The organism is Pseudomonas sp. BNK-30 (assembly GCF_047456185.1).
Lineage (GTDB): Bacteria > Pseudomonadota > Gammaproteobacteria > Pseudomonadales > Pseudomonadaceae > Aquipseudomonas > Aquipseudomonas putida_E.
Genome location: NZ_CP179904.1, coordinates 1,546,486 through 1,568,975, shown reverse-complemented (window position 1 = coordinate 1,568,975; position 22,490 = coordinate 1,546,486). Strand labels below are relative to the sequence as shown.

The 22,490-nt window shown below is 63.8% G+C and carries 23 protein-coding genes; 14 read left to right on the top strand and 9 right to left on the bottom strand.

Going from position 1 to position 22,490, the window contains the following annotated elements; genetic code table 11:
- The first annotated feature begins 39 nt into the window (after nucleotides 1-39).
- Both ACMGGN_RS07425 and ACMGGN_RS07420 read left to right on the top strand, forming a co-directional pair.
- Complete coding sequence (locus ACMGGN_RS07425) at nucleotides 40-2,193, top strand: TonB-dependent receptor (protein WP_414156620.1); 2,154 nt, start codon at nucleotides 40-42, stop codon at nucleotides 2,191-2,193.
- 119 nt (nucleotides 2,194-2,312) lie between these two features.
- Nucleotides 2,313-2,804, top strand: coding sequence for a DUF1543 domain-containing protein (locus ACMGGN_RS07420; protein ID WP_115274552.1), 492 nt, complete (start codon nucleotides 2,313-2,315; stop codon nucleotides 2,802-2,804).
- 45 nt (nucleotides 2,805-2,849) lie between these two features.
- Here the strand turns inward: ACMGGN_RS07420 and nikR are convergent, their stop codons facing one another.
- On the bottom strand, nucleotides 2,850-3,266 hold the full coding sequence (gene nikR / locus ACMGGN_RS07415; protein WP_115274551.1) for a nickel-responsive transcriptional regulator NikR: 417 nt from the start codon (nucleotides 3,264-3,266) through the stop codon (nucleotides 2,850-2,852).
- A gap of 87 nt (nucleotides 3,267-3,353) precedes the next feature.
- On the opposite strand from nikR, the gene nikA reads away from it, so the two are divergent.
- The 10 genes from nikA (at nucleotide 3,354) to ACMGGN_RS07365 (ending at nucleotide 13,805) form a co-directional block, all read left to right on the top strand.
- Nucleotides 3,354-4,928, top strand: a complete 1,575-nt coding sequence (gene nikA, locus ACMGGN_RS07410; protein WP_414156619.1) for a nickel ABC transporter substrate-binding protein — start codon at nucleotides 3,354-3,356, stop codon at nucleotides 4,926-4,928.
- Nucleotide 4,929: 1 nt separating this feature from the next.
- On the top strand, nucleotides 4,930-5,871 hold the full coding sequence (gene nikB, locus ACMGGN_RS07405; RefSeq protein WP_414156618.1) for a nickel ABC transporter permease subunit NikB: 942 nt from the start codon (nucleotides 4,930-4,932) through the stop codon (nucleotides 5,869-5,871).
- Nucleotides 5,868-6,713, top strand: a complete 846-nt coding sequence (gene nikC, locus ACMGGN_RS07400) for a nickel ABC transporter permease subunit NikC (protein ID WP_012314856.1) — start codon at nucleotides 5,868-5,870, stop codon at nucleotides 6,711-6,713. The genes nikB and nikC overlap by 4 nt, the downstream gene beginning before the upstream one ends.
- On the top strand, nucleotides 6,714-7,484 hold the full coding sequence (gene nikD, locus ACMGGN_RS07395) for a nickel import ATP-binding protein NikD (RefSeq protein WP_346640519.1): 771 nt from the start codon (nucleotides 6,714-6,716) through the stop codon (nucleotides 7,482-7,484).
- Nucleotides 7,481-8,302, top strand: a complete 822-nt coding sequence (gene nikE / locus ACMGGN_RS07390) for a nickel import ATP-binding protein NikE (RefSeq protein WP_414156617.1) — start codon at nucleotides 7,481-7,483, stop codon at nucleotides 8,300-8,302. The genes nikD and nikE overlap by 4 nt, the downstream gene beginning before the upstream one ends.
- Before the next feature lie 188 nt (nucleotides 8,303-8,490).
- Nucleotides 8,491-9,537, top strand: a complete 1,047-nt coding sequence (locus tag ACMGGN_RS07385) for a sensor domain-containing diguanylate cyclase (RefSeq protein ID WP_115275522.1) — start codon at nucleotides 8,491-8,493, stop codon at nucleotides 9,535-9,537.
- Between the two features lie 315 nt (nucleotides 9,538-9,852).
- Nucleotides 9,853-11,262, top strand: coding sequence for a circularly permuted type 2 ATP-grasp protein (locus ACMGGN_RS07380; RefSeq protein ID WP_012314860.1), 1,410 nt, complete (start codon nucleotides 9,853-9,855; stop codon nucleotides 11,260-11,262).
- Between the two features lie 3 nt (nucleotides 11,263-11,265).
- Complete coding sequence (locus tag ACMGGN_RS07375) at nucleotides 11,266-12,216, top strand: alpha-E domain-containing protein (protein ID WP_346640518.1); 951 nt, start codon at nucleotides 11,266-11,268, stop codon at nucleotides 12,214-12,216.
- Nucleotides 12,213-12,992 carry a transglutaminase family protein gene (locus ACMGGN_RS07370; protein WP_414156616.1) on the top strand — a complete coding sequence of 260 codons (780 nt, stop codon included), beginning with the start codon at nucleotides 12,213-12,215 and terminating at the stop codon, nucleotides 12,990-12,992. The genes ACMGGN_RS07375 and ACMGGN_RS07370 overlap by 4 nt, the downstream gene beginning before the upstream one ends.
- Nucleotides 12,993-13,070: 78 nt before the next feature.
- A complete protein-coding gene (locus ACMGGN_RS07365) occupies nucleotides 13,071-13,805 on the top strand; it encodes a peptidase (RefSeq protein WP_115274544.1) in 735 nt (244 codons plus the stop codon).
- Between the two features lie 18 nt (nucleotides 13,806-13,823).
- Here the strand turns inward: ACMGGN_RS07365 and ACMGGN_RS07360 are convergent, their stop codons facing one another.
- Nucleotides 13,824-14,384 (bottom strand): hypothetical protein, encoded by a 561-nt coding sequence (locus ACMGGN_RS07360; RefSeq protein WP_046785837.1) that lies wholly within the window; start codon nucleotides 14,382-14,384, stop codon nucleotides 13,824-13,826.
- 114 nt (nucleotides 14,385-14,498) lie between these two features.
- On the opposite strand from ACMGGN_RS07360, the gene ACMGGN_RS07355 reads away from it, so the two are divergent.
- Both ACMGGN_RS07355 and chrA read left to right on the top strand, forming a co-directional pair.
- Nucleotides 14,499-14,807, top strand: a complete 309-nt coding sequence (locus tag ACMGGN_RS07355; protein ID WP_251962541.1) for a hypothetical protein — start codon at nucleotides 14,499-14,501, stop codon at nucleotides 14,805-14,807.
- Nucleotides 14,808-14,855: 48 nt separating this feature from the next.
- Nucleotides 14,856-16,082: a chromate efflux transporter gene (chrA, locus tag ACMGGN_RS07350; protein ID WP_251962540.1), complete on the top strand. Its 1,227-nt coding sequence runs from the start codon at nucleotides 14,856-14,858 to the stop codon at nucleotides 16,080-16,082.
- Here chrA and ACMGGN_RS07345 read toward each other — a convergent pair.
- From ACMGGN_RS07345 to ACMGGN_RS07315, 7 genes are read right to left on the bottom strand one after another with little or no spacing between them, the layout of a single operon-like run.
- The gene (locus tag ACMGGN_RS07345) at nucleotides 16,057-17,421 is read right to left on the bottom strand and encodes a sensor histidine kinase (protein ID WP_046785835.1); all 1,365 of its coding nucleotides are present in this window, start codon (nucleotides 17,419-17,421) and stop codon (nucleotides 16,057-16,059) included. The two genes, chrA and ACMGGN_RS07345, sit on opposite strands and share 26 nt — an antisense overlap.
- Entirely contained in the window at nucleotides 17,418-18,080 is a 663-nt protein-coding gene (locus ACMGGN_RS07340; protein WP_115274541.1) for a response regulator, read from the bottom strand. The genes ACMGGN_RS07345 and ACMGGN_RS07340 overlap by 4 nt, the downstream gene beginning before the upstream one ends.
- A gap of 2 nt (nucleotides 18,081-18,082) precedes the next feature.
- The gene (locus ACMGGN_RS07335; RefSeq protein ID WP_414156615.1) at nucleotides 18,083-18,724 is read right to left on the bottom strand and encodes a hypothetical protein; all 642 of its coding nucleotides are present in this window, start codon (nucleotides 18,722-18,724) and stop codon (nucleotides 18,083-18,085) included.
- A complete protein-coding gene (locus ACMGGN_RS07330; protein WP_119687198.1) occupies nucleotides 18,721-19,527 on the bottom strand; it encodes an SDR family oxidoreductase in 807 nt (268 codons plus the stop codon). The genes ACMGGN_RS07335 and ACMGGN_RS07330 overlap by 4 nt, the downstream gene beginning before the upstream one ends.
- Complete coding sequence (locus ACMGGN_RS07325; RefSeq protein ID WP_046785831.1) at nucleotides 19,514-20,194, bottom strand: TenA family transcriptional regulator; 681 nt, start codon at nucleotides 20,192-20,194, stop codon at nucleotides 19,514-19,516. The genes ACMGGN_RS07330 and ACMGGN_RS07325 overlap by 14 nt, the downstream gene beginning before the upstream one ends.
- A gap of 8 nt (nucleotides 20,195-20,202) precedes the next feature.
- A complete protein-coding gene (locus ACMGGN_RS07320; protein WP_414156614.1) occupies nucleotides 20,203-21,666 on the bottom strand; it encodes an AMP-binding protein in 1,464 nt (487 codons plus the stop codon).
- Nucleotides 21,656-22,333: a thermostable hemolysin gene (locus tag ACMGGN_RS07315; protein ID WP_237858682.1), complete on the bottom strand. Its 678-nt coding sequence runs from the start codon at nucleotides 22,331-22,333 to the stop codon at nucleotides 21,656-21,658. The genes ACMGGN_RS07320 and ACMGGN_RS07315 overlap by 11 nt, the downstream gene beginning before the upstream one ends.
- Nucleotides 22,334-22,490: the final 157 nt, after the last annotated feature.

Below are 22,490 nucleotides of genomic sequence, written 5' to 3'. Positions count from 1 at the left end.
TGCGGCGGGCGTTAATCTATTTCAGCCAGGAAGCCTTGCATGTTCCGCATGACCACTTTGGCGCTGCTCGTTGGCAGCGCAACCTGCGCGTGGGCGCAGGATCAAACCCTGACACTGCCTGCCAGCAACGTGACGGCCAGCGCCGACCAACCGAAACAGGCCACCGGCCTGAACCTTGATACCCCCATCGAAAGCGGCTCGCGCCTGAACCTCAGCGCCCGTGAAAACCCTGCTTCGGTCAGTGTGGCCGACCGCGAGACGATGGAGCGTATCGGCGCGCGCAACTTCCAGGACGCCGCCAACGCACTGCCAGGGGTGAATGCGTCGGCGCCGCCCGGCTGGGGCGGTTATGTGGCGTACCGGGGCTTCAACGGTGCCCAGGTCAGCCAGCTGTTCAATGGCATCAACCTGCAGTACGGCGCAGCGGCACGCCCGGTCGGCGCCTGGATCTATGACCGCGTTGAACTGCTGGGTGGCCCGTCGTCGTTCCTTAACGGCAGTGGCGCCGTGGGCGGCAGCCTCAACGTGATCACCAAGCTGGCCAGCCGCGATGAGGACACCTTCGAAGGCCGGGTCAGCTATGGCCGCTACGACACCTGGGAAACCGCGGTAGGCTTCAACAAGGCGCTCAACAGTGGCGACGGCCCACGCCACTATGCGCGGCTCGACTACAGCCGCACCCACACCAACGGCTATATCGACCGCCAAGAGAACGGTGCCGGCAACCTGGCCTTCTCGCTGCTCAGTGACATCAACGACCAGTGGTCGCACACCCTGGCACTTGAATACCTGGAAGAGAAAGAAGACAGCCCCTACTGGGGTACGCCGGTGTTGCAACCGCTGACAGGGACCTTGCACATCGACAAAGGCAACCGCTTCAACAACTACAACGTCGAAGACGGCCGCTACGAGCAGCGCACCCGCTGGCTGCGCTCGATCACCGACTACCGTTTCGACGACACCACCCAGTTGCGCAATACGTTCTACCACTACGACGGCCAGCGCGATTACCGCAACCTCGAGGTGTACCGCTACAACGCCGACAACAGCGCCATTGCCCGCTCCGGGGGCTACCGCCAACGTCACGACCAGGAGGTCAATGGCAACCGCCTGGAGCTGACCCACCAAGGCCAACTGTTCGGCCTGGCCAGCGACTGGGCATTTGGCGTTGACTACAACCGCAACCAGCAAACCAACTACCCACTGTCCAAAGGGGCCTTCGACACCGTCAATCCGAACGGTTTCGAACCCGATCACTTCCTCGACATCCCTGGCATGGACGCACCGCGCAGCAAAGGCCGCAGCACGACCACCGGCACCTCCTCGGGTTTCGTCGAGAACCGCACGCGCCTGACCGACCAGTTGTCGCTGATCACCGCCTTGCGCTACGACCACATCGACTTCGACGTTGTCGACCATGTCGCACGCTCGAAACTCGACCGGCGCTGGGACGCGGTCACTGGTCGCCTGGGCCTGGTCTACGACCTGACCCCGCACGTCAGCCTCTATACCCAGTACAGCACCTCGGCCGAACCACCAGGAGGCACGCTGACCAGTGCGTCGATCAGCCAGGTCGGTGACTTCGACCTGAGCACCGGCCGCCAGGTCGAGGTGGGCAGCAAGTTCGACTTCCTCGACGGCCGCGGCTCGGCCACCGCAGCGGCCTATCGCATCGTGCGCAAGAACATCTCGGTGCCCTCTTCGACCGTGCCCAACACCACCGAGCAGGCAGGCCAGCAGACCTCCACCGGTATCGAGCTGGCGGCGTCGTTCAAGGTCACGCCCAAGCTGCTGGCGGCCGGTAACTTCAGTTGGGTGAATGCCGAGTACGACGAGTTCAACGAGACCATTGGCGGTGTGGTGTATTCGCGCAAGGGCAAGAACCCGGTGAACATCCCCGACCGCGTGGCCAACCTCTGGCTGACCTACGACCTGGCGCCGGGCTGGCAAGTGGGTGCCGACGCCCGCTACGTGGCCTCGGTGTACGCCAATACCGCCAACACCGCCTGGGTGCCGTCCTACACCCTATACGGGCTGTCCATGACCCACGACCTGGACAAGCATGTGCAGCTCAGCGCACGGTTGCGCAACCTCACCGACGAGGTTTACGCCCGCTTCATCCACCAGAGCAACACCCAGTACTACCTGGGTGAGCCGCGCAGCCTGGAAGTCGCTGTGCAGTGGCGTTACTGATGGGCCTGGCGTCGCATGCGGCGCCAGAGCCGCCAGGTAAAGGCGCCTAAAGAGACGGTGGTCGACAGACGCCATAACCCGCAGAATACGGCGTCTTGCGCCACCTGAAGGAATTGCTCATGCTGTACGTAGTCATGCTCGGTGGCCGCCACCCACGGGCCAGTATCGAGGTACACGACGTGCTGTTCGCGCAGGCGGACTCACTGCAGCAGGCGTACCCGCAACTGCGCGAGGGCTGGTTCGGCAGCCGTGCCGGCCTGCACATCGACTCGTGGCTGGAGGTCGACGGTATCGATCGCTACCGTGTCGCGTTCAGCCAACTGGCGCCAGGGGCGGATGACCCGCGGCTGTTTTTCATCAACCTGGGCGGCTACGAGCCGCAGGTGTTTGGTGAGGCGCACCGCTACCTGCTGGTAGTGGCCAGGGACAAGGCCCAGGCCAAGCAACTGGGCAAGCAACGCATGCAGGCAGGCTGGCTCAAGCCGCATACCGATGCAGTGCTTGAGGTAGACGATTGCCTGCCAGTCGACCTGGTGGGCGGGCGTTATGTGCACTTGATCGAAGGTGCGCATGGCGGGCTGCGTCAATACAGCGACTATATCCTGCTCTGAGGCGCCGACTGCCTGTCATTGGCCCTGGGGCAACGATCCGGACCCTCAGCGCACCTTCGCATGCCCCGGCGCCGGCATCACCTGCACCTGGCCATGCTCCACCCCACGCTCGACCATCAATTGGCGAGACAACTCGCCAATACGGCCGCTTTCGCCCTGCAGCACCGAGACCTCCAGGCAGTGGCCGGCGTCCAGGTGCACGTGCAGGGTGGACCGGGTCAGATCGTGGTGGGCATGCAGGGTCTGGTTGAGCCGCCTGGGCAGTTCGCGGGTGCTGTGGTCATACAGGTAGCTGACCACGGCCACGCAGGCGGCATCGTCCGGCAATGCTTCAGACTCGCGCATGCCCGCACGCAACAGGTCGCGAATGGCCTCCGAACGGCCCTGGTAGCCTTGGCTCGCCACCCGCCGATCGATGACGTCGAGCAGCTCTTCATCCAGCGTGATGGTGATTCGTTGCATTCTGTAACTTCCGGTAAGATGATTTCACGTAGACATCATACCCACCGCGCTTTAGCCTACGGCCTCCGTGAAAGTGGGGAACGCAGTGTGAAGCAGCAGCCAGCTAAACGAAAGCCCGCCCTCTTGGGCCTCCTTTTTCTTGCTGCGTGCACTGTTGCGCCGGCCAGCAGCGCCGCCGAGCAAGGGCCAAGGCTGGTGTACTCATGGCCTGTGAATGCCGGGCCGCTCGACCCGCGAGGCTACTCCCCGAACCAGATGTACGCCCAGGCCATGGTCTATGAGCCCCTGGTGCGCTATACCGCCGCGGGTACGCTGGAGCCTTGGCTGGCTGAGGCCTGGCAGGTTTCCGATGATGGCAAGACCTACACGTTCACGCTTCGTGACGGTGTGCGCTTCAGTGATGGCACACCGTTCGATGCGCCTGCGGCCAAAGCCAACCTCGACGCAGTGCTGGCCAACACTCAGCGCCACCGCTGGATGGAGCTGGTGACCACCCTGGACCACGTTGAAGCACCTGAACGCCTGACCCTGCGCCTGGTTCTCAAGCACCCCTACTACCCAACGCTGATGGAACTGGCCCAGGTTCGTCCGTTGCGCTTTGCCTCGCCTCAGGCAAAACCCGGCCAACCCGCCGGGACCGGCCCGTGGATGCGCGCCGAATCGCGCCTGGGCGAATACGACCGCTTCGTGCGCAACCCTCATTACTGGGGGCCAAAGCCGGCCTACGCCGAGGTCATGGTCAAAGTCATCCCAGACCCCAACAGCCGCGCGCTGGCCCTGCAGGCCGGCGAAGTCGAGCTGATCCAAGGCGCCGCCGGCGAGATCACTGCCAGCACGTTCGTACGCCTGCGTGACCAGGGCTTTGCCACCGCACTGTCGGCACCGCTGGCCACCCGCACCCTGGCGATGAACACCGGCCGTGGCGCTACCCGTGATCTGGCGGTACGCCAGGCGATCAACGAGGCGGTGGACAAGCAAGCCATCATCGACAAGATCCTCTACGGCCTTGAGCCCCGCGCAGACACCCTGTTCGCCAGCAACATGCCCTACGCCGATATCGGCCTCAAGCCCTACCCGTATGACCCTGCGCTGGCCGCCAGTGCGCTCGACGCTGCCGGGTGGACCTTGGCGCCAGGCGCTTCAGTGCGCAGCAAAGGCGGCCAACCATTGGCCATCGAGCTGGTGTTCCTCGGCACCAGCGCCTTGCAGAAGAGCCTGGCCGAAGTGCTGCAGGGCGAGCTGGCGAAAATCGGCATCCGCATCGACCTGCGTGCGGTTGAGGAAGGGGCGCTGGTGCGGCGCCAGCGCGACGGCGACTTCGGCATGATCTTCGCTGACACCTGGGGTACGCCCTACGACCCGCATTCGTTCGTCAGTTCCATGCGCTACGCCGGCCATGCCGACTACATGGCTCAGCGTGGGTTGGCAATCAAGGACGAACTGGACGAGCGCATAGGCCAGGTGCTGGCCAGCACGGATGAGCAGCAGCGTGCCGAGCAGTACCGCTTCATCCTCACCACCCTGCACGAACAGGCCGTCTACCTGCCCATCTCGCATCTCACGGCCATCAGCGTGCGCCGAGACTCGGTGGCCAAGGTCCAGTTCGGCAGCACGTTGTTCGATGTGCCGTTCGAAACCATGACACCCAAACAGGAAGACTGACATGTTGCGCTACATCCTGTTGCGCCTGGCGCTGCTTGTACCGGTCATGCTTGGCGTTTCGTTGCTGGTGTTCGTGCTGCTGCACCTGGGCAGCACCGACCCGGCGCTGGACTACCTCAGGCTTTCGCACATCCCGCCGACCGGCGCAGCCATCGCCGAGGTGCGCCATACCCTGGGGCTGGATCGCCCGCTGTATGCGCAATACCTGAGCTGGCTGTGGAACGCCGTGCATCTGGACTTCGGCATCTCCTATATCACCGGCCGCCCAGTGCTTGATGACCTGCTCTACTACCTGCCCGCCACCCTGCAACTCGGCGGCCTGGCGTTGGCCTGCACGCTGCTGCTGTCGATCCCCCTGGGGCTGTTGGCGGCCCGCTGGCAAGGGCGCTGGCCCGACCACGCCGTGCGGGCAGTGACGTTCCTGGGGGTGTCCATGCCCAATTTCTGGCTGGCGTTTCTGCTGATCGCGCTGTTTTCCCTGTGGCTGGGCTGGCTGCCGCCGCTGGGGCGTGGGGGGGCTGGGCATTTGGTGATGCCGGTGCTGGCCATCGCCCTGATGTCGATGTCGATCAACGCCCGCCTGCTGCGTGCCAGCCTGCTGGAAGCCGGCGGGCAGCGCCACGTCACCTATGCCCGTGCCCGCGGCCTGCCCGAACGGTACGTCTGGCGCGACCATATCCTGCGCAATGCCTGGTTGCCGCTGGTGACGGCCACCGGCATGCACATCGGCGAACTGATCGGTGGCGCGCTGGTGATCGAGACCATCTTCGCCTGGCCCGGCGTTGGCCGTTTTGCGGTGTCTGCAGTGCTGAACCGCGACTTCCCGGTGATGCAGTGCTTCACCCTGCTACTGACCGGTCTGCTGATGATCTGCAACCTGATCGTCGATGTCTGCTACGCCTGGCTTGATCCTCGCAGCCGGCTGGAAGGGGTGAACGCATGAGTGTGCAGTCTGCCCTGCGCCAGCCACTGCTGCTGCGCCGCCCCAGCCTGATGATCGGCCTGGCCCTGGTCGGGCTGCTCGCATTGCTGGCGCTGTTCGGCCACTGGATCGCCCCGCATGACCCCGACCTGGTCGACCTCGGCCAGCGCCTGCAGGCGCCCGACGCCAGCCACTGGCTGGGCACCGACCACCTCGGGCGCGACCTGCTTTCGCGGCTGATCGTCGGCACGCGCCTGTCCTTGGGCAGCGTGATGCTGACCCTGGCGCTGGTGCTGGCGCTTGGGCTCGCGGTCGGCGGCGTGGCCGGGTTCGTCGGCGGGCGCACCGACCTGTTGCTGATGCGCCTGTGCGACATGTTCATGACCTTCCCCACGCTGGTACTGGCATTCTTCTTCGTCACCTTGCTGGGCACCGGCCTTAGCAACGTGATCATCGCCATCGCCCTGTCCCACTGGGCCTGGTATGCGCGCATGGTGCGCGGCCTGGTGATTGCCCAGCGCGGCCGCGAATACGTGCTGGCTTCACGCCTGGCCGGCGCTTCACGCTGGGCGCGGCTGCGCCAGCATGTGCTGCCCAATATCGCCGGCCCATTGCTGGTGCTGGCGACCATGGACATCGGCCACATGATGCTGCACGTCTCCGGCCTGTCGTTCCTTGGCCTCGGGGTGGCGCCGCCCACCGCCGAATGGGGCGTGATGATCAACGACGCCAAGGAATTCATCTGGACGCACCCGCAACTGCTGCTGTTGCCAGGGCTGATGATCTTCTTCTCGGTGATGGCCTTCAACCTGCTGGGCGATGCGCTGCGCGACCGCCTCGACCCCACACAGGAGCGCCATTGAATGAACCCCTCGGTACTTGAAATCCGCGGCTTGCGCATCGAGGCTCAGGCCGGCGTGCTGGTGCACGGCGTTGACTTGCAACTGCGCCGCGGCGAAGTCTGCACGTTGGTCGGTGCCAGTGGCTCGGGCAAATCCCTCAGTTGCCTGGGTGTGCTCGACCTGCTGCCGCCAGGCCTTAACCGCACCCAGGGGCAGTTGCTGCTCGACGGCCAGCCGCTGGCTACAAGCAGTGTTCGTGGCCGCCTGGCCAGCCTGGTACTGCAAAACCCGCGTAGTGCCTTCAACCCGGTGCGCAACATGGCCAGCCACGGCCTGGAGACGCTCAGGCAGCGCGGCGTTACCGGTGCTGCAGCCCGTGCGCGGATGGCCGACTGCCTGGATGCGGTGGGCCTGGCAGACCGTGAGCGTGTGCTGCAAGCGTTCGCCTTTCAGCTCAGCGGGGGCATGCTGCAACGGATGATGATCGCCCTGGCGCTCATGGCCGAAACCCCGTTCCTCTTGGCTGATGAACCCACAAGTGACCTCGATGCCCTGAGCCAGGCGCGGTTTCTCGACCTGTTGATGGAGTTGGTACAGGTGCATGGGCTTGGGGTATTGCTGGTGACCCACGACATGGGCGTGGTGGCGCGCTGCGCAGACCAGGTCGCGGTGATGGAAGCCGGCCGCATCGTCGAATGCCAGCCGGTCCATGAGCTTTTCCAGAACCCTGCCAGCGCCGCTGCCCGCACCCTCCTCCACGCCCACCAGGTACTTTGCCGGAGCCAACCATGAGCCTGCTGCACGTCCACAACGTTGGCCATCGCTATCGCACCGGGGGGCTGTTGCGCAAACGGGGCTGGCTGCAGGTGCTCGACAGTATCGACCTGCACCTGCACGCAGGTGAGTCCATCGGCCTGCTAGGCAGCAGTGGCAGCGGCAAAAGCACACTGGCGCGGCTGCTGCTCGGGCTGGAAAAACCCACCCAGGGCCAGGTGAGCTTTGCCGGGCAGGATGTCAGCCAGCTAAGAGGTGAACAGGCGCGCGACTTCCAGCGGACCGTGCAACTGGTGTTCCAGGACGCCCCCGGCGCCTTCAACCCCCAGCGCAGCATCGGCTGGAGCATCGCCGAGCCGTTGCGCCACCTCACCGACCTGGATGAAGCCGGCCGACAAGCTCGCACCCTCGAACTGCTGGAGGCAATGGACCTGCGCGCCGAGCATGCCCAGCGCCTGCCGCAGCAGTTGAGTGGCGGCCAGTTGCAGCGTGCCAACATCGCCCGGGCGCTGGCCGTCTCGCCGCAACTGGTGGTGCTCGACGAAGCGTTGTCGAACCTGGATCGGGTATTGCAGTTACAGTTGCTGCAGCAGCTGGAGGCGCTACGCCAGCGCAGCGGCACCGCCTTCGTGCTGATCAGCCATGACCTGAGCCTGGTGCAGTACTTCTGCCAGCGGGTCGTGCTGCTGGACAACGGCTGCGTCGTCGAGGATCGGCCCGTCACGCACTGCACTGGTTTCGAGCATCCAGTGGGAAAGCAGCTACAGTCTGCCATGTTGCCCACGCGCCCCGACAAGAGCCAGGCAAGACAAGCGCTGCCAATGGGTATGCACTGACGCCAACAACAGAGGGCATCCCGCGTGAACGCCAGAACGCTTTTCCAGGGCGCAGGCAAAGTGCCACAATGCGCCACCGATCACGAATTGCGGCGAATGCCATGACAGAGCTCAATCCTGGCGATGAAATAGCGCACTGTGTAAGGACGGACCGCCTGCGCCAGCTGTTCGTCCAGTCGGCGCCCGCTGTGCTCGGCAGCTTCCTGGCTGCCGCAATGCTGTGCTGGTTGGGCTGGGAGCGTTTCGACCAGCAAAAAGTGGCCGCCTGGATGACGGTATTGAGCCTGTCGACGGCCCTGCGCACCGCCATGTTCGTCGCCTATCTGCGGGCACCGGCCAACCAGCGCACGGCCGAACGCTGGGAGTGGCGCTACTGGGCCACACTGGCGCTGTCGGCGGCAGTCTGGGGCTTGGGCGCACTGGCTGTGATGCCTGCCGACGACCTGCTGGGGCAGGCATTGATCATGCTGTTTGCCGTGGGCATGTCTGTCAGCGCAGTCTCGTGTTACTCCTCGTACCGCAACATGACCCTGGTATCGATCGCTTTGGTGCTGCTGCCCAGCACCGGCTGGCTGCTGCTGCAGCCATCCGCGCTGCAGCAGGGCATCGCTCTGGCGGTGCTGGTGTTCGCTTCGTTCGTCGTCAATGCGACGAACAGCCTGTCTTCAGCATTGGTGACCGCCTGGCGCCTGAAGCACGAAATGGAACGCGCACACCGGCTTGCCATCGTGGCCTCGTGCACGGACGAACTGACCGGTCTGAACAATCGCCGTGCCTTTTTTGACTGTGCCTTGGCGCAGCACACCTTGTGCAAGGAGGGGCAGACGTATGTAGCCGTGCTGATGCTGGACGTCGATCATTTCAAACAGATCAACGATACCGCCGGGCATGCGGCGGGCGACCAGGTGCTGCAACGGATCGGTGCAGCCATCAGCGCCAGCCTGCGTGACGACGACATCGCCGGCAGGCTGGGCGGCGAGGAGTTCGCCATCCTGCTGCCCGATACGCCTCTGGTCACTGCCAGCGAGATTGCCGAGCGCCTGCGGGCCCTGATCTCAATGCTGAACGTCGACACGCAATTCGCAGTTACCGCCAGCATAGGCCTGGCCTTCGCCAAAGCACCCGCCAGTGAACTCGATGCGTTGCTCAGCAGCGCCGACAAGGCCATGTACCGTGCCAAGGCATCGGGCCGTAACCGGGTGACGATCGTCGACCATGTGCATGCCGCTGCCTGATGGCACAGCTGGCCAGGGTCCTTACGTACTCATCGCTTGCCCTGATTTGGTTCGACTTTTTCACCAAGCCAAGTCCTGCACCCATTTGATGCAGTGAGCCCCTGCCTTCGCCGCGGCTGATCTACGCAAATCTCCGACAATTCGCCTGATTCCGTCGTTTTATTGATATCAAAAAGCGCTCTCTCGCTGTTTCAGAGCCATTTTTCTTCCTGCCCCTTGCGCCCTGCCCGTTCCGGCATTGTCATTGCAAAGCTCCAGTGGATCGCTTGGCAAGCGAGAAACGAAACTGCCGACGAGTCGTGGCAAGGAGTGGGTATGTCCCGGGCTTTTTTCAACGAAATGTATGAGGCAAACGGAAGTTGCCGCCCGCACTATCAGGAGTTCGCCCGCTGGCTGGCGAACACACCGCTGGAACTGTTGGAACAACGCCGGCACGAAGCCGACCTGCTGTTCCACCGGGCTGGTATCACCTTCACCCTGTACGGTGACCAGCAGGACACCGAGCGGCTGATCCCCTTCGACATCATCCCGCGCAGCATCCGCGCCAGCGAATGGCGCATTGTCGAACGCGGATGTATCCAGCGGGTTCAGGCGCTGAACCTGTTCCTCCAGGACATCTACCACGATCAGCGCATTCTCAAGGCAGGCATCATTCCGCCCGAGCAAGTGCTGGCCAACGAGGGTTACCAGGTCGCCATGCAAGGCCTGAACCTGCACCGGGGGCTGTACGCGCATATCGCCGGTGTCGACCTGGTACGCGACAGTGATGGTACGTATTACGTACTGGAAGACAACCTGCGCACGCCCAGCGGCGTCAGCTATATGCTCGAAGACCGCAAGATGATGATGCGCCTGTTCCCCGAACTGTTCGCCGCCCAGCGCATCGCCCCGATCGACCACTACCCCAACCTGCTGCTCGACACACTCAAGAGTGCCAGCCCGCTGGACAACCCGACCGCCGTGGTGCTTACCCCGGGGCGCTTCAACAGCGCCTACTTCGAGCATGCGTTCCTGGCGCGGGAGATGGGCATCGAGCTGGTCGAAGGCGCCGACCTGTTCGTGCGCAACGACCACCTCTACATGCGCACCACCGCAGGCCCGCAGCAAGTGGACGTGATCTACCGCCGCCTGGACGACGAATACCTCGACCCGCTGTCGTTCAACCCTGATTCGATGCTGGGGGTACCTGGGCTGATCTCGGTGTACCGGGCAGGCAACGTGGTGCTGGCCAACGCGGTGGGCACCGGCGTTGCCGACGACAAGTCGATCTACCCCTACGTTGACGAGATGATCCGCTTTTACCTGAGCGAGGAGCCGATCCTGAAGAACGTGCCCACCTGGCAATGCCGCAAGCCGCAGGACCTGTCCCACGTCCTGGCGCACCTGCCCGAGCTGGTGGTCAAGGAAACCCAAGGTTCCGGCGGCTACGGCATGCTGGTCGGCCCCGCCGCAACCGCTGCGCAGATCGAGGATTTCCGCGCCCGCATCAAGGCGCGCCCGCACGCCTACATCGCCCAGCCCACGCTATGCCTGTCCACCTGCCCGACCTTCGTTGAAAGCGGCATCGCGCCGCGCCACATCGACCTGCGCCCGTTTGTACTGTCAGGCAGCGAAACGCGCCTGGTGCCCGGCGGCCTGACCCGCGTTGCGCTGCAGGAAGGCTCGCTGGTGGTCAACTCGTCGCAGGGCGGCGGCACCAAGGACACCTGGGTGGTGGAGGACTGAGCCATGCTTTCGAGAACCGCTTCCGACCTGTACTGGATGTCCCGCTACCTGGAGCGCGCCGAAAACCTCGCGCGCATGCTCGAGGTCAGCTACTCGCTGTCGCTGATGCCGCAAGCCGGCCGCTCCGATGGCCACGCGGAGCTTGCCATGTCGCTGCTGGCCTCCGGTACGCTGGACGATTACATCCGCAAGCACTGCGAGCTGGACACCGAGCGCATGCTGCACTTCTTTGCGCTGGACGCGAACAACCCCAGCAGCATCTATTGCTGCCTGCAGGCGGCGCGCACCAACGCGCATGCAGTGCGTGGGCGAATAACCGCCGACATGTGGGAAAACATCAACGCCACCTGGATCGAAATGCGCAACATTGCCAGCAATGGCCTTGGGCGCTATGGCATCAGCCAGTTCTGCGACTGGGTCAAAGAACGATCCCACCTGTTCCGCGGCGCGACCTCCGGCACCATCATGCGCAACGATGCCTACAGCTTCATTCGCCTTGGGACCTTCCTGGAGCGGGCGGACAACACCCTGCGCCTGCTCGATGCCCGCTACGAAATGTTCGGGGAAACCTCCGAGGAAGTCAGCGACGACTCTGCAAGGGGTTACTACCAGTGGAGCGCCTTGTTGCGCGCACTGACCTCCTACGAAGCGTTCAACGAAATCTACCGCAATGCACCCAGCGCACGCCCGGTGTCGGAGCTGTTGCTGCTGCGCGTTGACGTGCCGCGTTCGCTGCATGCGTGCATCGAAGAGCTCGACCAGATCCTCGCCGGCCTGCCTGGCACTACCGGCCGCCCTGCACAACGGATGGCTGCCGAACTCAACGCGCGACTGCGCTACACCGCCATCGACGAGATTCTCGAAGCCGGGCTGCACCTGTGGCTGACCGACTTCATCGGCCGCATCCACCAACTGGGCCAGACCGTCCACAATTCCTATCTGGAGGTCGTATGAAACTGTCCATCCGCCACGACACCACCTACAGCTATGCCAGTGACGTGTGCAACAGCATCCAGTTCCTGCGCCTGACACCGCGCAGCAGCGAGCGTCAGCGCATCCTCGAATGGCAACTGGACCTGCCCTGCAAGGTGAACAGCCAGATCGACCCGTATGGCAATATCCTGCACGTACTGACCCTGGAAAAACCCCATGGCCACCTCGCCCTTACCGCCAGTGGCCAGGTAGAAATCGACCCGGATTGCGAACACGAGGCCGGCGGCCAGTCGCCCCTGCCTTTCCTGCGCAGCAGCCACCTCTCCCAGGCCAGTGACGCACTCAAGGCCTTCGCCGCCCAGCAGTGCGGCGAGCGCCGTGACCGGGGCGCGCTGACCGCACTTATGCAAGGCCTGGCCGACCATATGCCCTACAGCCCGGGTGCTACCTCCGTGGGCACCACCGCGAGTGAGTCATTTGCCGGCGGTGCCGGGGTGTGCCAGGACCATACCCACGCGTTCCTGGCCTGCGCCCGCAGCCTCGGCATCCCGGCACGCTACGTGTCGGGCTACCTGTGTACCGAAGACGAAACCCACCTGGCCAGCCACGCCTGGGCCGAAGCCTGGATCGATGAAGCCTGGTACAGCTTCGACGTCACCAACCGCCTCACCCGGCCCGAACGGCATCTGAAGCTGGCGGTAGGCCTGGATTACCTCGACGCCTGCCCGGTCCGGGGCGTGCGCCGCGGTGGCGGCGTCGAATCCATGCAGGCAAGCGTCCACGTACACCGCCAGTAATCACCTGGCGCAACTCAAGCGGGCCCCGTCGTGCCATGCGCGGCGGGGCCGCTCCATTCCAGGAACAAGGTAGACAGCATGACCTACTGCGTCGCTATGCACTTGGCGGACGGGCTGGTATTCATCTGCGACTCACGCACCAATGCCGGTATCGACCAGATATCCACGTTTCGCAAGCTGTTCGTTTTCAGCGTGCCGGGGGACCGGCTGATCGTCCTGCAGACCGCCGGCAACCTAGCCACCTCGCAATCGGTGGTCAACCTGCTTGAACAACGCAGCCGAGGCACCGGCACCCACCTGCTGAACGTCGGCACGCTCTACGATGCAACGGTGCTGGTGGCCGAAACCCTTCGCGAAGTCATTACCCGTGACCGCAGCAAGCTGACGGCCCAGATCGACCTGAGCGCCTCGTTCACGGTGGGCGGCCAGATCGCGGGCAGCGCCATGGGCATCTACAACGTCTACGCCCAAGGCAACTTCTTCCAGGCAACGCCAGACACACCCTTCCTGCAGCTGGGCGAGAGCAAGTACGGCAGGCCGATTCTCGACCGCAACCTCACCTACGACACCCCCTTGGACGAAGCACTGCGCTGCGGTTTGATCTCATTCGACTCCACCATCCGCAGCAACCTGTCGGTCGGGATGCCACTGGACCTGTTGGTGTATGGCAAGGACAGCCTACAGGCCAGAGAGCCGGTGCGCATCCATCAAGACGACCCCTACTACAGCCACATCCGCAAACAATGGAGCGACGGTTTGAAAAGCCTGCTGGGCGAGCTGACGCCGCCACCGCCGGGGTTCATGGCCGAATGAGCCGGGGCCTTCCCTCGGTCACGCCAGTAGCGATATCACCAGGTCCGCAATATTGATAGGCACGAATGCCACGGTCAGCAGGGCATAGGCCTTGCGCGAGCGGGCTGCAAACACACACAGCGGGATCACGATCATGATCACGTCAAAGGCACCCCAAAGCGCCATGGGCGAAACGCCGAACAACAGAACGTTGACGATGAAGCCAAGCAGGTAATAGCCCGACAGAAACAGCAGCGCGTATCGGCCATCCTGCTCAAAATACACGCGAAGCCCTTCGAGCTCGTCCTCGCTCCGGCTGGGCAACATCAGCGCCGAGGAAACGAACAGCGAAAGCGCCAGCAGCACCAGCAGCAAAAATTCCTGGAACGAGAAGGTCGCCCTTATTTGCGGCAGCGTATTGACCGCCCACCAGAAATCCATCTGTGTGGTGAAGAGCATGACCGCCCAGACCAGGGCAACCCAATCGGGGGCAGCGCTGCGGCGAATGCGGAAGACGGTCAGCGCGCCCAGAAGCAGGCGGGTGACGGATAAACCCAATATCATCGATAAGACAGTGGCGACGATTGGGAAATTGCTCATGCTACCTCCTGTAAGCCATTGCTCTGGCAAGCGTAGCCGGGCAGCAGCGATTCTCGAAAAATACCTGCCTGACCGGCTATTCTCTTCTCTGCCCTATCGACCGAGGTCACCGTCATGAAGCGCAACTACCTGGCTGGTGCTGTGCTGTTGTTGTTCGCCACAGCGGCCAGCTCAGCAGATCAGGGTGCCAACGCCGCGGCGGTGCCCGGCACTGCCAAGGCCCGCAATGCCTGCCTGGACGAGGTCGCGAAAATAACCGGCATGGCACGCAACACGCTATCGGTGATCGAAGTGCTGCCCAGCGAAGCGGGCATCGGCGTGAATATCCAGGTACCCGGCGCGCAAGCGCCATGGTCATGCCTGGCCGATGCCAATGGCAAGGTGCAAGGCGCCAGTTACACCGGGTCGGAAGGCAAGCTCTGATCTGCGCAGCCTCTTGCACCTCAGCGGCAATACTTCAAGGAGCCTGCATTGTCAGAACGCAGTAACAGCGCCGTGACCTCTCGCGACTCTGCCTGGTCGGTATTTCTGGTGTTCTTGCGCCTGGGGCTGACCTCTTTCGGTGGCCCTATTGCGCACCTGGGTTACTTTCGCGAAGCGTTGGTAAACCGCCGCCAATGGCTCAGTGAACGCAGTTATGCCGAGCTGGTCGCCCTGTGCCAGCTGCTTCCCGGGCCGGCGAGCAGCCAGGTCGGCATAGGCCTGGGCCTCTCACGCGCTGGTTTCGCGGGCGCTGTGGCCGCGTGGGCAGGTTTCACATTGCCATCGGCCATCATCCTGGTTCTGTTTGCTCAGGGCATCTGGGCATGGGGAGGTGCCGTCCCTGGTGGTTTGCTGCACGGCCTGAAGATCGTCGCGGTCGCTGTTGTCGCGCAGGCAGTGTGGGGCATGGCACGCAGCCTTTGCACCGATGTTCCGCGCGTGACCATCGCCCTGTTCGCCGCCTGCGCTGCGCTTGTGTGGCCCACTGCAATGGGACAGATAGGCGTGATTGTGTGTTCTGCCGTCGCAGGCTTGCTGCTGTTCAAGTCCACCCCGCCTCCAGCAGGGGAGAAACTGCCGTTTTCAGTCAGCCGCAAAACCGGCCTGATCGCGCTGACAGTGTTCTTGGGTCTGTTGCTCGGCCTGCCGCTGATGACCCACTTCTGGCCGTCGCAGGCCATGGCGATGGTGAACGCCTTCTACAGTGCAGGCTCACTGGTCTTCGGGGGCGGGCATGTGGTTCTGCCGCTGCTGCAGTCGGCGACAGTACCCAATGGCTGGGTCGCCAATGACACCTTCCTGGCGGGTTATGGTTTGGCGCAGGCCGTACCCGGCCCCCTCTTCACGTTTGCAGCATTTTTGGGGGCGTCCATGAGCGTGCAGCCATCCGGCTGGGTGGGCGCGACTGTCTGCATTCTCGCCATTTTCACCCCCTCCTTCCTGCTGGTGATCGGCGTATTGCCCTTTTGGCAAAAACTGCGGCACAGCGCTCGTAGCCAGGCCGCGCTGGGTGGTGTAAACGCAGGCGTAGTGGGGCTGCTGTTAGCCGCCTTGTACCACCCGGTCTGGACGAGCGCCATTGCCAAGCCATCGGACTTCGCTTTTGCGCTGACCGCCCTCGTGGCCCTGATGTTCTGGAAGATGCCCCCCTGGCTGGTTGTGCTGGGTTGCGGCCTCTTCGGCTGGCTGCTTACTGCAACGCAAACGTCAGGGTAGCTGCCAGCCCGCCACTGGCCCTGTTTTCAAGGCGTACCTGCCCGCCCATCCGCTCGACGATGGTAGCCACGATCGAGAGGCCAAGCCCTGCTCCATTGGGGCTGTTGCGGCTATAGAAGCGCTCGAACACCCGCCCAAGATTCGCCTCGTCGATACCCGGCCCTTCATCTTCGACAACCAGTTCGAAGCGATTGGCCAGGCGCCTGAGTGATACGGTGATGCGCCCGCCCGGCGGTGAATGCTCCACTGCATTGGAAACCAGGTTCTGCAAGGCGATGCCCAGCGCACCGGCATCGATCATCAGGCCATGGTCACCCTCACTGATATCCAGCGAAGGCTCCAGGCCGCGATCCAGTATCCAGGGCGTGAGATCCGCCAGCACATCGGTGACCACTTCACCCAGGTCGACAAGGGTGGTGGGACGCTGACCGAGGCGCGGCTCGACGCGGGCGAGGGTCAGCAACTGGTTGACCACCCGGGTCAGCCGGTCCACGCCGCCAATCAGAAAGCCCAGAGCTTTCTGGCGCTCGGCATCGGTACTGGCGGCCTGGGCGTTTTGCGCATGCAGGCGCAGGATCGCCAGCGGGGTGCGCATCTCATGGGCGGCGTCGGCAATGAAGCGATGCTCGCGCCGCAGCAGGTCCTCGATCTGCGCCAGCAGGCGGTTGATGGCCGCCTGCATGGGCTCGAGCTCGGTCGGCAACGGCACCAGCTGCAGCGGTTCGAGGGAGTCGGCATGGCGCGCGCGAATCACATCGGCCATGTTCTGCAACGGGCGCAATCCCCAGCCGATAGCTGCCCAGACCAGCAGCGCCAGGCCCAGGCTGCCAAGCAGAAACGGGAACAGGGTATGGCGTACGATGCGGTCGATCAGGTCGTAGCGCACATCGTCGCGCTCACCCACCCAGATCACCCACTGCTTTTCGGGCACCGGTAGAACGAAGCCGCGCCATTGTTCGCCGCCGCTGGCGAAATCATAAAAGCCCGGGGCCGTGGGCGGTGGGTCGAGCGTCGGCGCACTAGGCGTGTGCACCAGCAGCCGTGCTCCATCACCCCATACCTGGAACGCCAGCTTGCTTTCATAGGGGTGGCCCACGCGATGGCGTCCGGCCTTGCCCAGCGCCTCGTTGAACGCCCGATAAAGCTTCTCGCGGTTGCCATCCTGCACCGGCAGGTTCATCACCCCCTGCAACAGCCGGGCATTCTGAGCCATGTGGGCATCGTAGACTTCGTTGATCTCGCGCCGGCTGTCGTGATAGTTGTACAGCGCCAACAAGCCGGTGCCGAGCAGCATCAGCGCCATCACCCGCCACAGCGTACGCTGGCGCAGTGAGCTCATAGCTTGCCCTCGACCAGATAACCGATACCGCGCACCGTGCGGATCAGGCCGTTGAACAGCTTCTTGCGCAGGTGATAGATGTTCACCTCCAGCGTGTTGCTCTCAGGCTCCTCGTCCCAGCCATACAGCAGCTGGGTCAGCCGCTCACGGGTGAACACCTTGCCCGGTTGCGCCAGCAACTCGTGCAGCAGCCGATACTCCTTGGGCGTCAGTACTACAGGCACACCGTTGTAGTGCACCTGCTGAGTGGCGGGGTCCAGGCTTACGCCCGCGTGCTCGATGAGCACCTTGGCCCGCCCGGCACTGCGCCTGAGCAAGGCGCGCAGGCGGGCCTTGAGCTCGTTGAGGTCGAAAGGCTTGACCAGGTAATCGTCGGCGCCGGCATCCAGGCCAGTGATGCGGTCTTCGGTTGCATCGCGCGCGGTAAGGATCAGAACCGGCAGGCTGTCGCCCCCCGCCCTCACCCGGCGCAGCAACTCGATGCCACCCAACCGCGGCAGCCCGAGGTCGAGGATCACCAGGTCGAATGCTTCGTGTTGCAGGGCATGCAGCCCGCTCAGGCCATCGCGCAACCAGTCGAGGGTATAGCCCTCCTGGCGCAACCCGTCGCAGATCCCCTCACCCAGAGCGGTATCATCCTCAACCAGCAGCAGCCGCATGTTCAGTCCTGTTTGGCCTTGATGGCCTTGAGTAAAGCATCGATATCGCCACGCCGGCCCTGGTCGGCCAGCTCGCGCCCCGGCCGTGGCGGCGCCTGCCGGGCTTTCTCCAGCGCTGCAGTGGCCTGCGCGTAGCGTTTTTGGCGGAACAGATGATCGGCCCAGAAGTAATTGCTGTCGATACCATTGGGGTTGATTTGCAGCGCCTTGCGCAACAAGGTGTCGGCCTTTTCGCTGTCACCAAAACCGATAGGCCAGCCAGGCACCTGGTCATACAAGGTACCCAGGCTGGTATACGCCGAGCCCTGCAGGGCACTGGGGTCGAGTTTGATCGCCTCTTCCAGGCTGGCCTTGGCCGACTTGACCTTGCCCAGCGCCCCCAGCCCGCCAGTGGCACCCGCCCAACTGCTGTTGATGATGCCCTCCCAGATCAAAGGTTCGGCCGAGCCCGGGTGCTGATGAACGAGTATGGAGGCGTCGGCTGCCAGTTTCTCGAACGCATCGGCGCGCTTGCCTGCAGGCGTCTGGTACTGAATCTGCGCCCAGCGCTGCTGCAGGTTGGCCAATTGTTGGCTACCCGCCTGGTCCAGCGCCCAGGTGAGCGGTGCGAACGCCAGCAGGCCTGCGATGAACAGACGTTTCATTTGATCGACTCCTTGGAATGGCTCGCGATATAACGATGGATCACCGGTAGTTGCTTGCGCAGCGCACGGTCGACCACGCCGGGCAACATGCCGTTGATGCGCACGAAGAGCTTTTCCGGCCAACCCAGATAAAGCTCGTTGCGCTCTGACTGCACGGCCTTGAGCACGGCGCGGGCCACATCTGCCGGGTCGTCCATGCCGACCTTCAGCGCCTGGTTAAGCGCCGTGGCGGCGGTGCTGTTCATAGCGGTGCGGGTTGCCCGGGGTGCCGCGTACATGACATTCACCGAGGTATCGGCCAGCTCGCGGCGCAACGCCTCAGAAAAACCGCGCAGGGCAAACTTGCTGGCGCAGTAGGTGGCATAACCGGGGTAACCGATCGAGCCGTAGGTGGAGCCGACGTTGACCACCATCGCCCGGGGTTGTGCGCGCAGCAGCGGCAGGCACACACGCGTCAGTTGCACAGCGGCTTTGAGGTTGATGTCCAGCAGTTCGTCCAGCGCGTGCTCATCGATCTGCTCGAGCAGGGCAAAGCGGTTCACGCCCGCAGCATTGATCAAGACGTTGACCCCACCCATCTCCCTGGCACGGACAAGCACCTGCTCACGCCCCTCATGGCTGCGCAGGTCGGCCGACTGCCAAAGCAGCCTGCCCTGGTAACGGTTCATCAGACCGGCGAGTTTGCCCATCTGCCGGCTCACCGCCAGTACCCGAGCACCGGCTGCGCACAACTGCTCGGCCAGTTCCAGGCCGATGCCGCCGCTGGCGCCGGTGAGTATCACCACACACTCAGGCAAGCGCATGACGCACCTCTTGCAGGCCCGCACGCGGCAGCCCCTGGAACATGTCGGTATACAGGCGGTAAACCACTTTGGCCGCATGAATCACAGCCCGCTGGTCATCAGCATCATCAAGGCGGTCCATCAGCCGCTTGTAGGTGACCATGTGGTCCTGGTCCAGCGCGCCATGCGAGCTGAGGTAGCTGAAGGCCCGGTCCGGCAGCGCCAAAGTGCTCTGGATCGTGCCGGCGGCCTGGGTGGCCAGGGCAATGCTGGTGCCTTCGAGCACGTTGACCATACCAAACAGCCCGACCGGGTTGCCCCGGGCGATCACGTCATAAAGGTAGGCGACCATCAGCTCGATCGGCAGTGCCGGCCGACCGTCACGCACCGCTTGCCAGTCGCCACCGCAGGCTTTGATGTCATCGAGGATCCACTGCTCGTGGCCGTACTCCTCCTCGATGTATTCGCACACGGCGCCGCGCAGCCATTCCAGGCGCGAAGGCAGGCGCGCGCCGCACGCCATCATCAGCGGCACGGTATGGCGCACATGGTGGTAGGCCTGGGTCAGGAAGGCCACATAGCTGTCGAGGCTGACATGCCCCGCCAACGCATCGCGTATGACCGGCACGGCGAACAGGGCCTGACGCTCCTGGGTGGTTTGCAGTTGCAGCGTGTCAAAAAAGGACATGGCAGACCTCACAACGGGATATCGGATAACTGGGAGTGGTAACGCCGCAGGATGGCCTCGCGTCGCGGGCGGCCATTGGCGGTCAGTGTGTCGTCGGTACTGGACAGTGGGCACGGCAGGCGACGCCAGGCATGTACCCGGGCGTAGTCCGGCAGCAAGGCATTGCACTGCTGCACGGCCTGGTCGATGAGTGTGTCGGGGGCAGCAGGGTCCAGCGGCCAGAGCAATGCCAGGTTCTTTGGCAGGGCCTCGCCATGCACGAACGCCTGGGCGATCACACCGCTCTGGGTCAGTTCGGCCTCCACCCATTCCGGGTTGACGTTGCGCCCGAAGCTGGTGATGAACTGGTGTTTCTTGCGGCCATCGAGGTACAGGTAGCCCTGCTCGTCGAAATGGCCAAGGTCGCCTGTAGCCCACCAGCCATCGCAGACGGGTGGTTCCTCCAGATAGCCGAGCAACACCGAGCCAGCCACCAGCACCTCCCCGTCTTCGGCGATACGCACCTGCACATGGGGCAGCGGTTTGCCGACACTGCCCCGGCGGGTTGCGCCAGGCCGGTTCAAGGCCACCACCGATGCGCACTCAGACAAGCCATAGCCTTCGAACACCGGCAGGCCGATCGCCTCGGCGCGGGCCAACAGGCTGGGCGCCACCCGGGCACCGCCGACGGCAACGAACCGCAGCGCCCCCACCCGCATCAGCCCGCGCTCGATGGCAGTGATCAGCCCCATCAACAACTGCGGCACCAGAATCAGGCTCTGCGCGCCGCTCAGGGCGATTACCCCCAGCAAGCGCTTGAAATCGACCTGGCTCGCACCGCCCATGCCCAGAAGCGCCTGGGGGTACAGCAGCACACTCGCCCCGGCCATCAAGGCGGCGTAGACACCGAGGTTTTCCAGCAGCACACCAAGCGGCAGCACCGCCAGGTAACGCTGAGGTTCACTGGGCCGGCTGGCCACCTCCAGTTCCCGGGCTACACGCAGCAGGGCTTCGGACGACAGGCACACGCCCTTGGGCTTGCCCGTGCTGCCGGAGGTGTAGGTGATCTTGGCGGTACCGGCAGGCAGCGCCGCAGCGGGTTGTGCCTGGCGAACCCAGAACCCGTCCTGCTGGGCGAACCCCAGCTCGGCGAGCGTACCGCGCCATTGCGGGTCGCACAGCACATGGCTGGCACCGCTCTGCTCGATGCAATGGCTGAATTGAGCGGCACTGAAGAACGAGGGCACGATCACGCAGGGACGCTGGGAAAAAAGCGCCGCCAGATCCCAGAACAGCAACTGCGGGCCATTATCCAGGGCCAGTACCAGCGTGCCTGGCGAGCGGGCATCCAAGTTGTGGGTGCGCAACCCCACTTCTGCCAGTAACTGCCGGAAAGTGAAGCGCTGGGTCTCATCTTGTACGGCGATTGCGTCAGCGTGATCGCTGGCAAGCCTGACCAGCAGCTGATGAAAGCGCTCCCGCTCATGCGGCATGGCCAGTCTCCTCAAAGCCCGTTGGCAACCCCAGGCGCTGGAACACCCCGGCCTTGCTCAAGGCATCGAAGCCATGACCGATATTGCCGGCAAAGACTTGCGGGTGCTGAGCGTAGTAGGTCCCCCATTGGTCCACCTGCCCATTCAGCCGGGCCGGGTCGGCCGACGCCAGCACCGATGGCACCAACCCCAGGCGCTGAAAGCTGTTGATCAATGTCGTCGCGCCAGTGAACGCCACCCACCGCAAGCCGCGCATGGCCAGCAACCAGGTCACCGCTATGATCATGATTCGCGCGCTACCGGCACTGAGCGAAGCCAGGTTGCCGACTTCGACCATGCACGCGCGCTCAAGGGTGCAGCCCGCCACGCGTGAAACTGCAGCTTCCAGCGGCTCGTCCAGATAGTGCTCCAGAAACAGCGGCCCGCTGCTGGCCGGGCGCATGCCTGCGGCAGCAACCAGCCGACCCTGGCTGTCATGCAGTGCCAGCAGTTCTGGCAGGTAATGGTGCACATCAGCGTGGTGCACGCTGGCAAAACACTGATGGATGAAGTGCTCAAGCTCATCGCGCCCTGGGTCCTTGTGCAAATGAAGCGACAAGTGGGCGTGATGGTCGACGTGGCTGCCGATAGGCAATGGGAGCAGGCTGCTCCACTGAGACTGGGTCATGAAACTCCCCCCGTTTGGGCTTGATGGGGTGAGTATCAGTGGTCAATCTGAAGGTAATCTGAAGTGACGGATTCGACCTGCGTTGTTGGGCTGCTACGCAGCCATCGCCGGCAAGCCGGCTCCTACAGGGCCCGCGCAGTGATCTTTATCAATCATC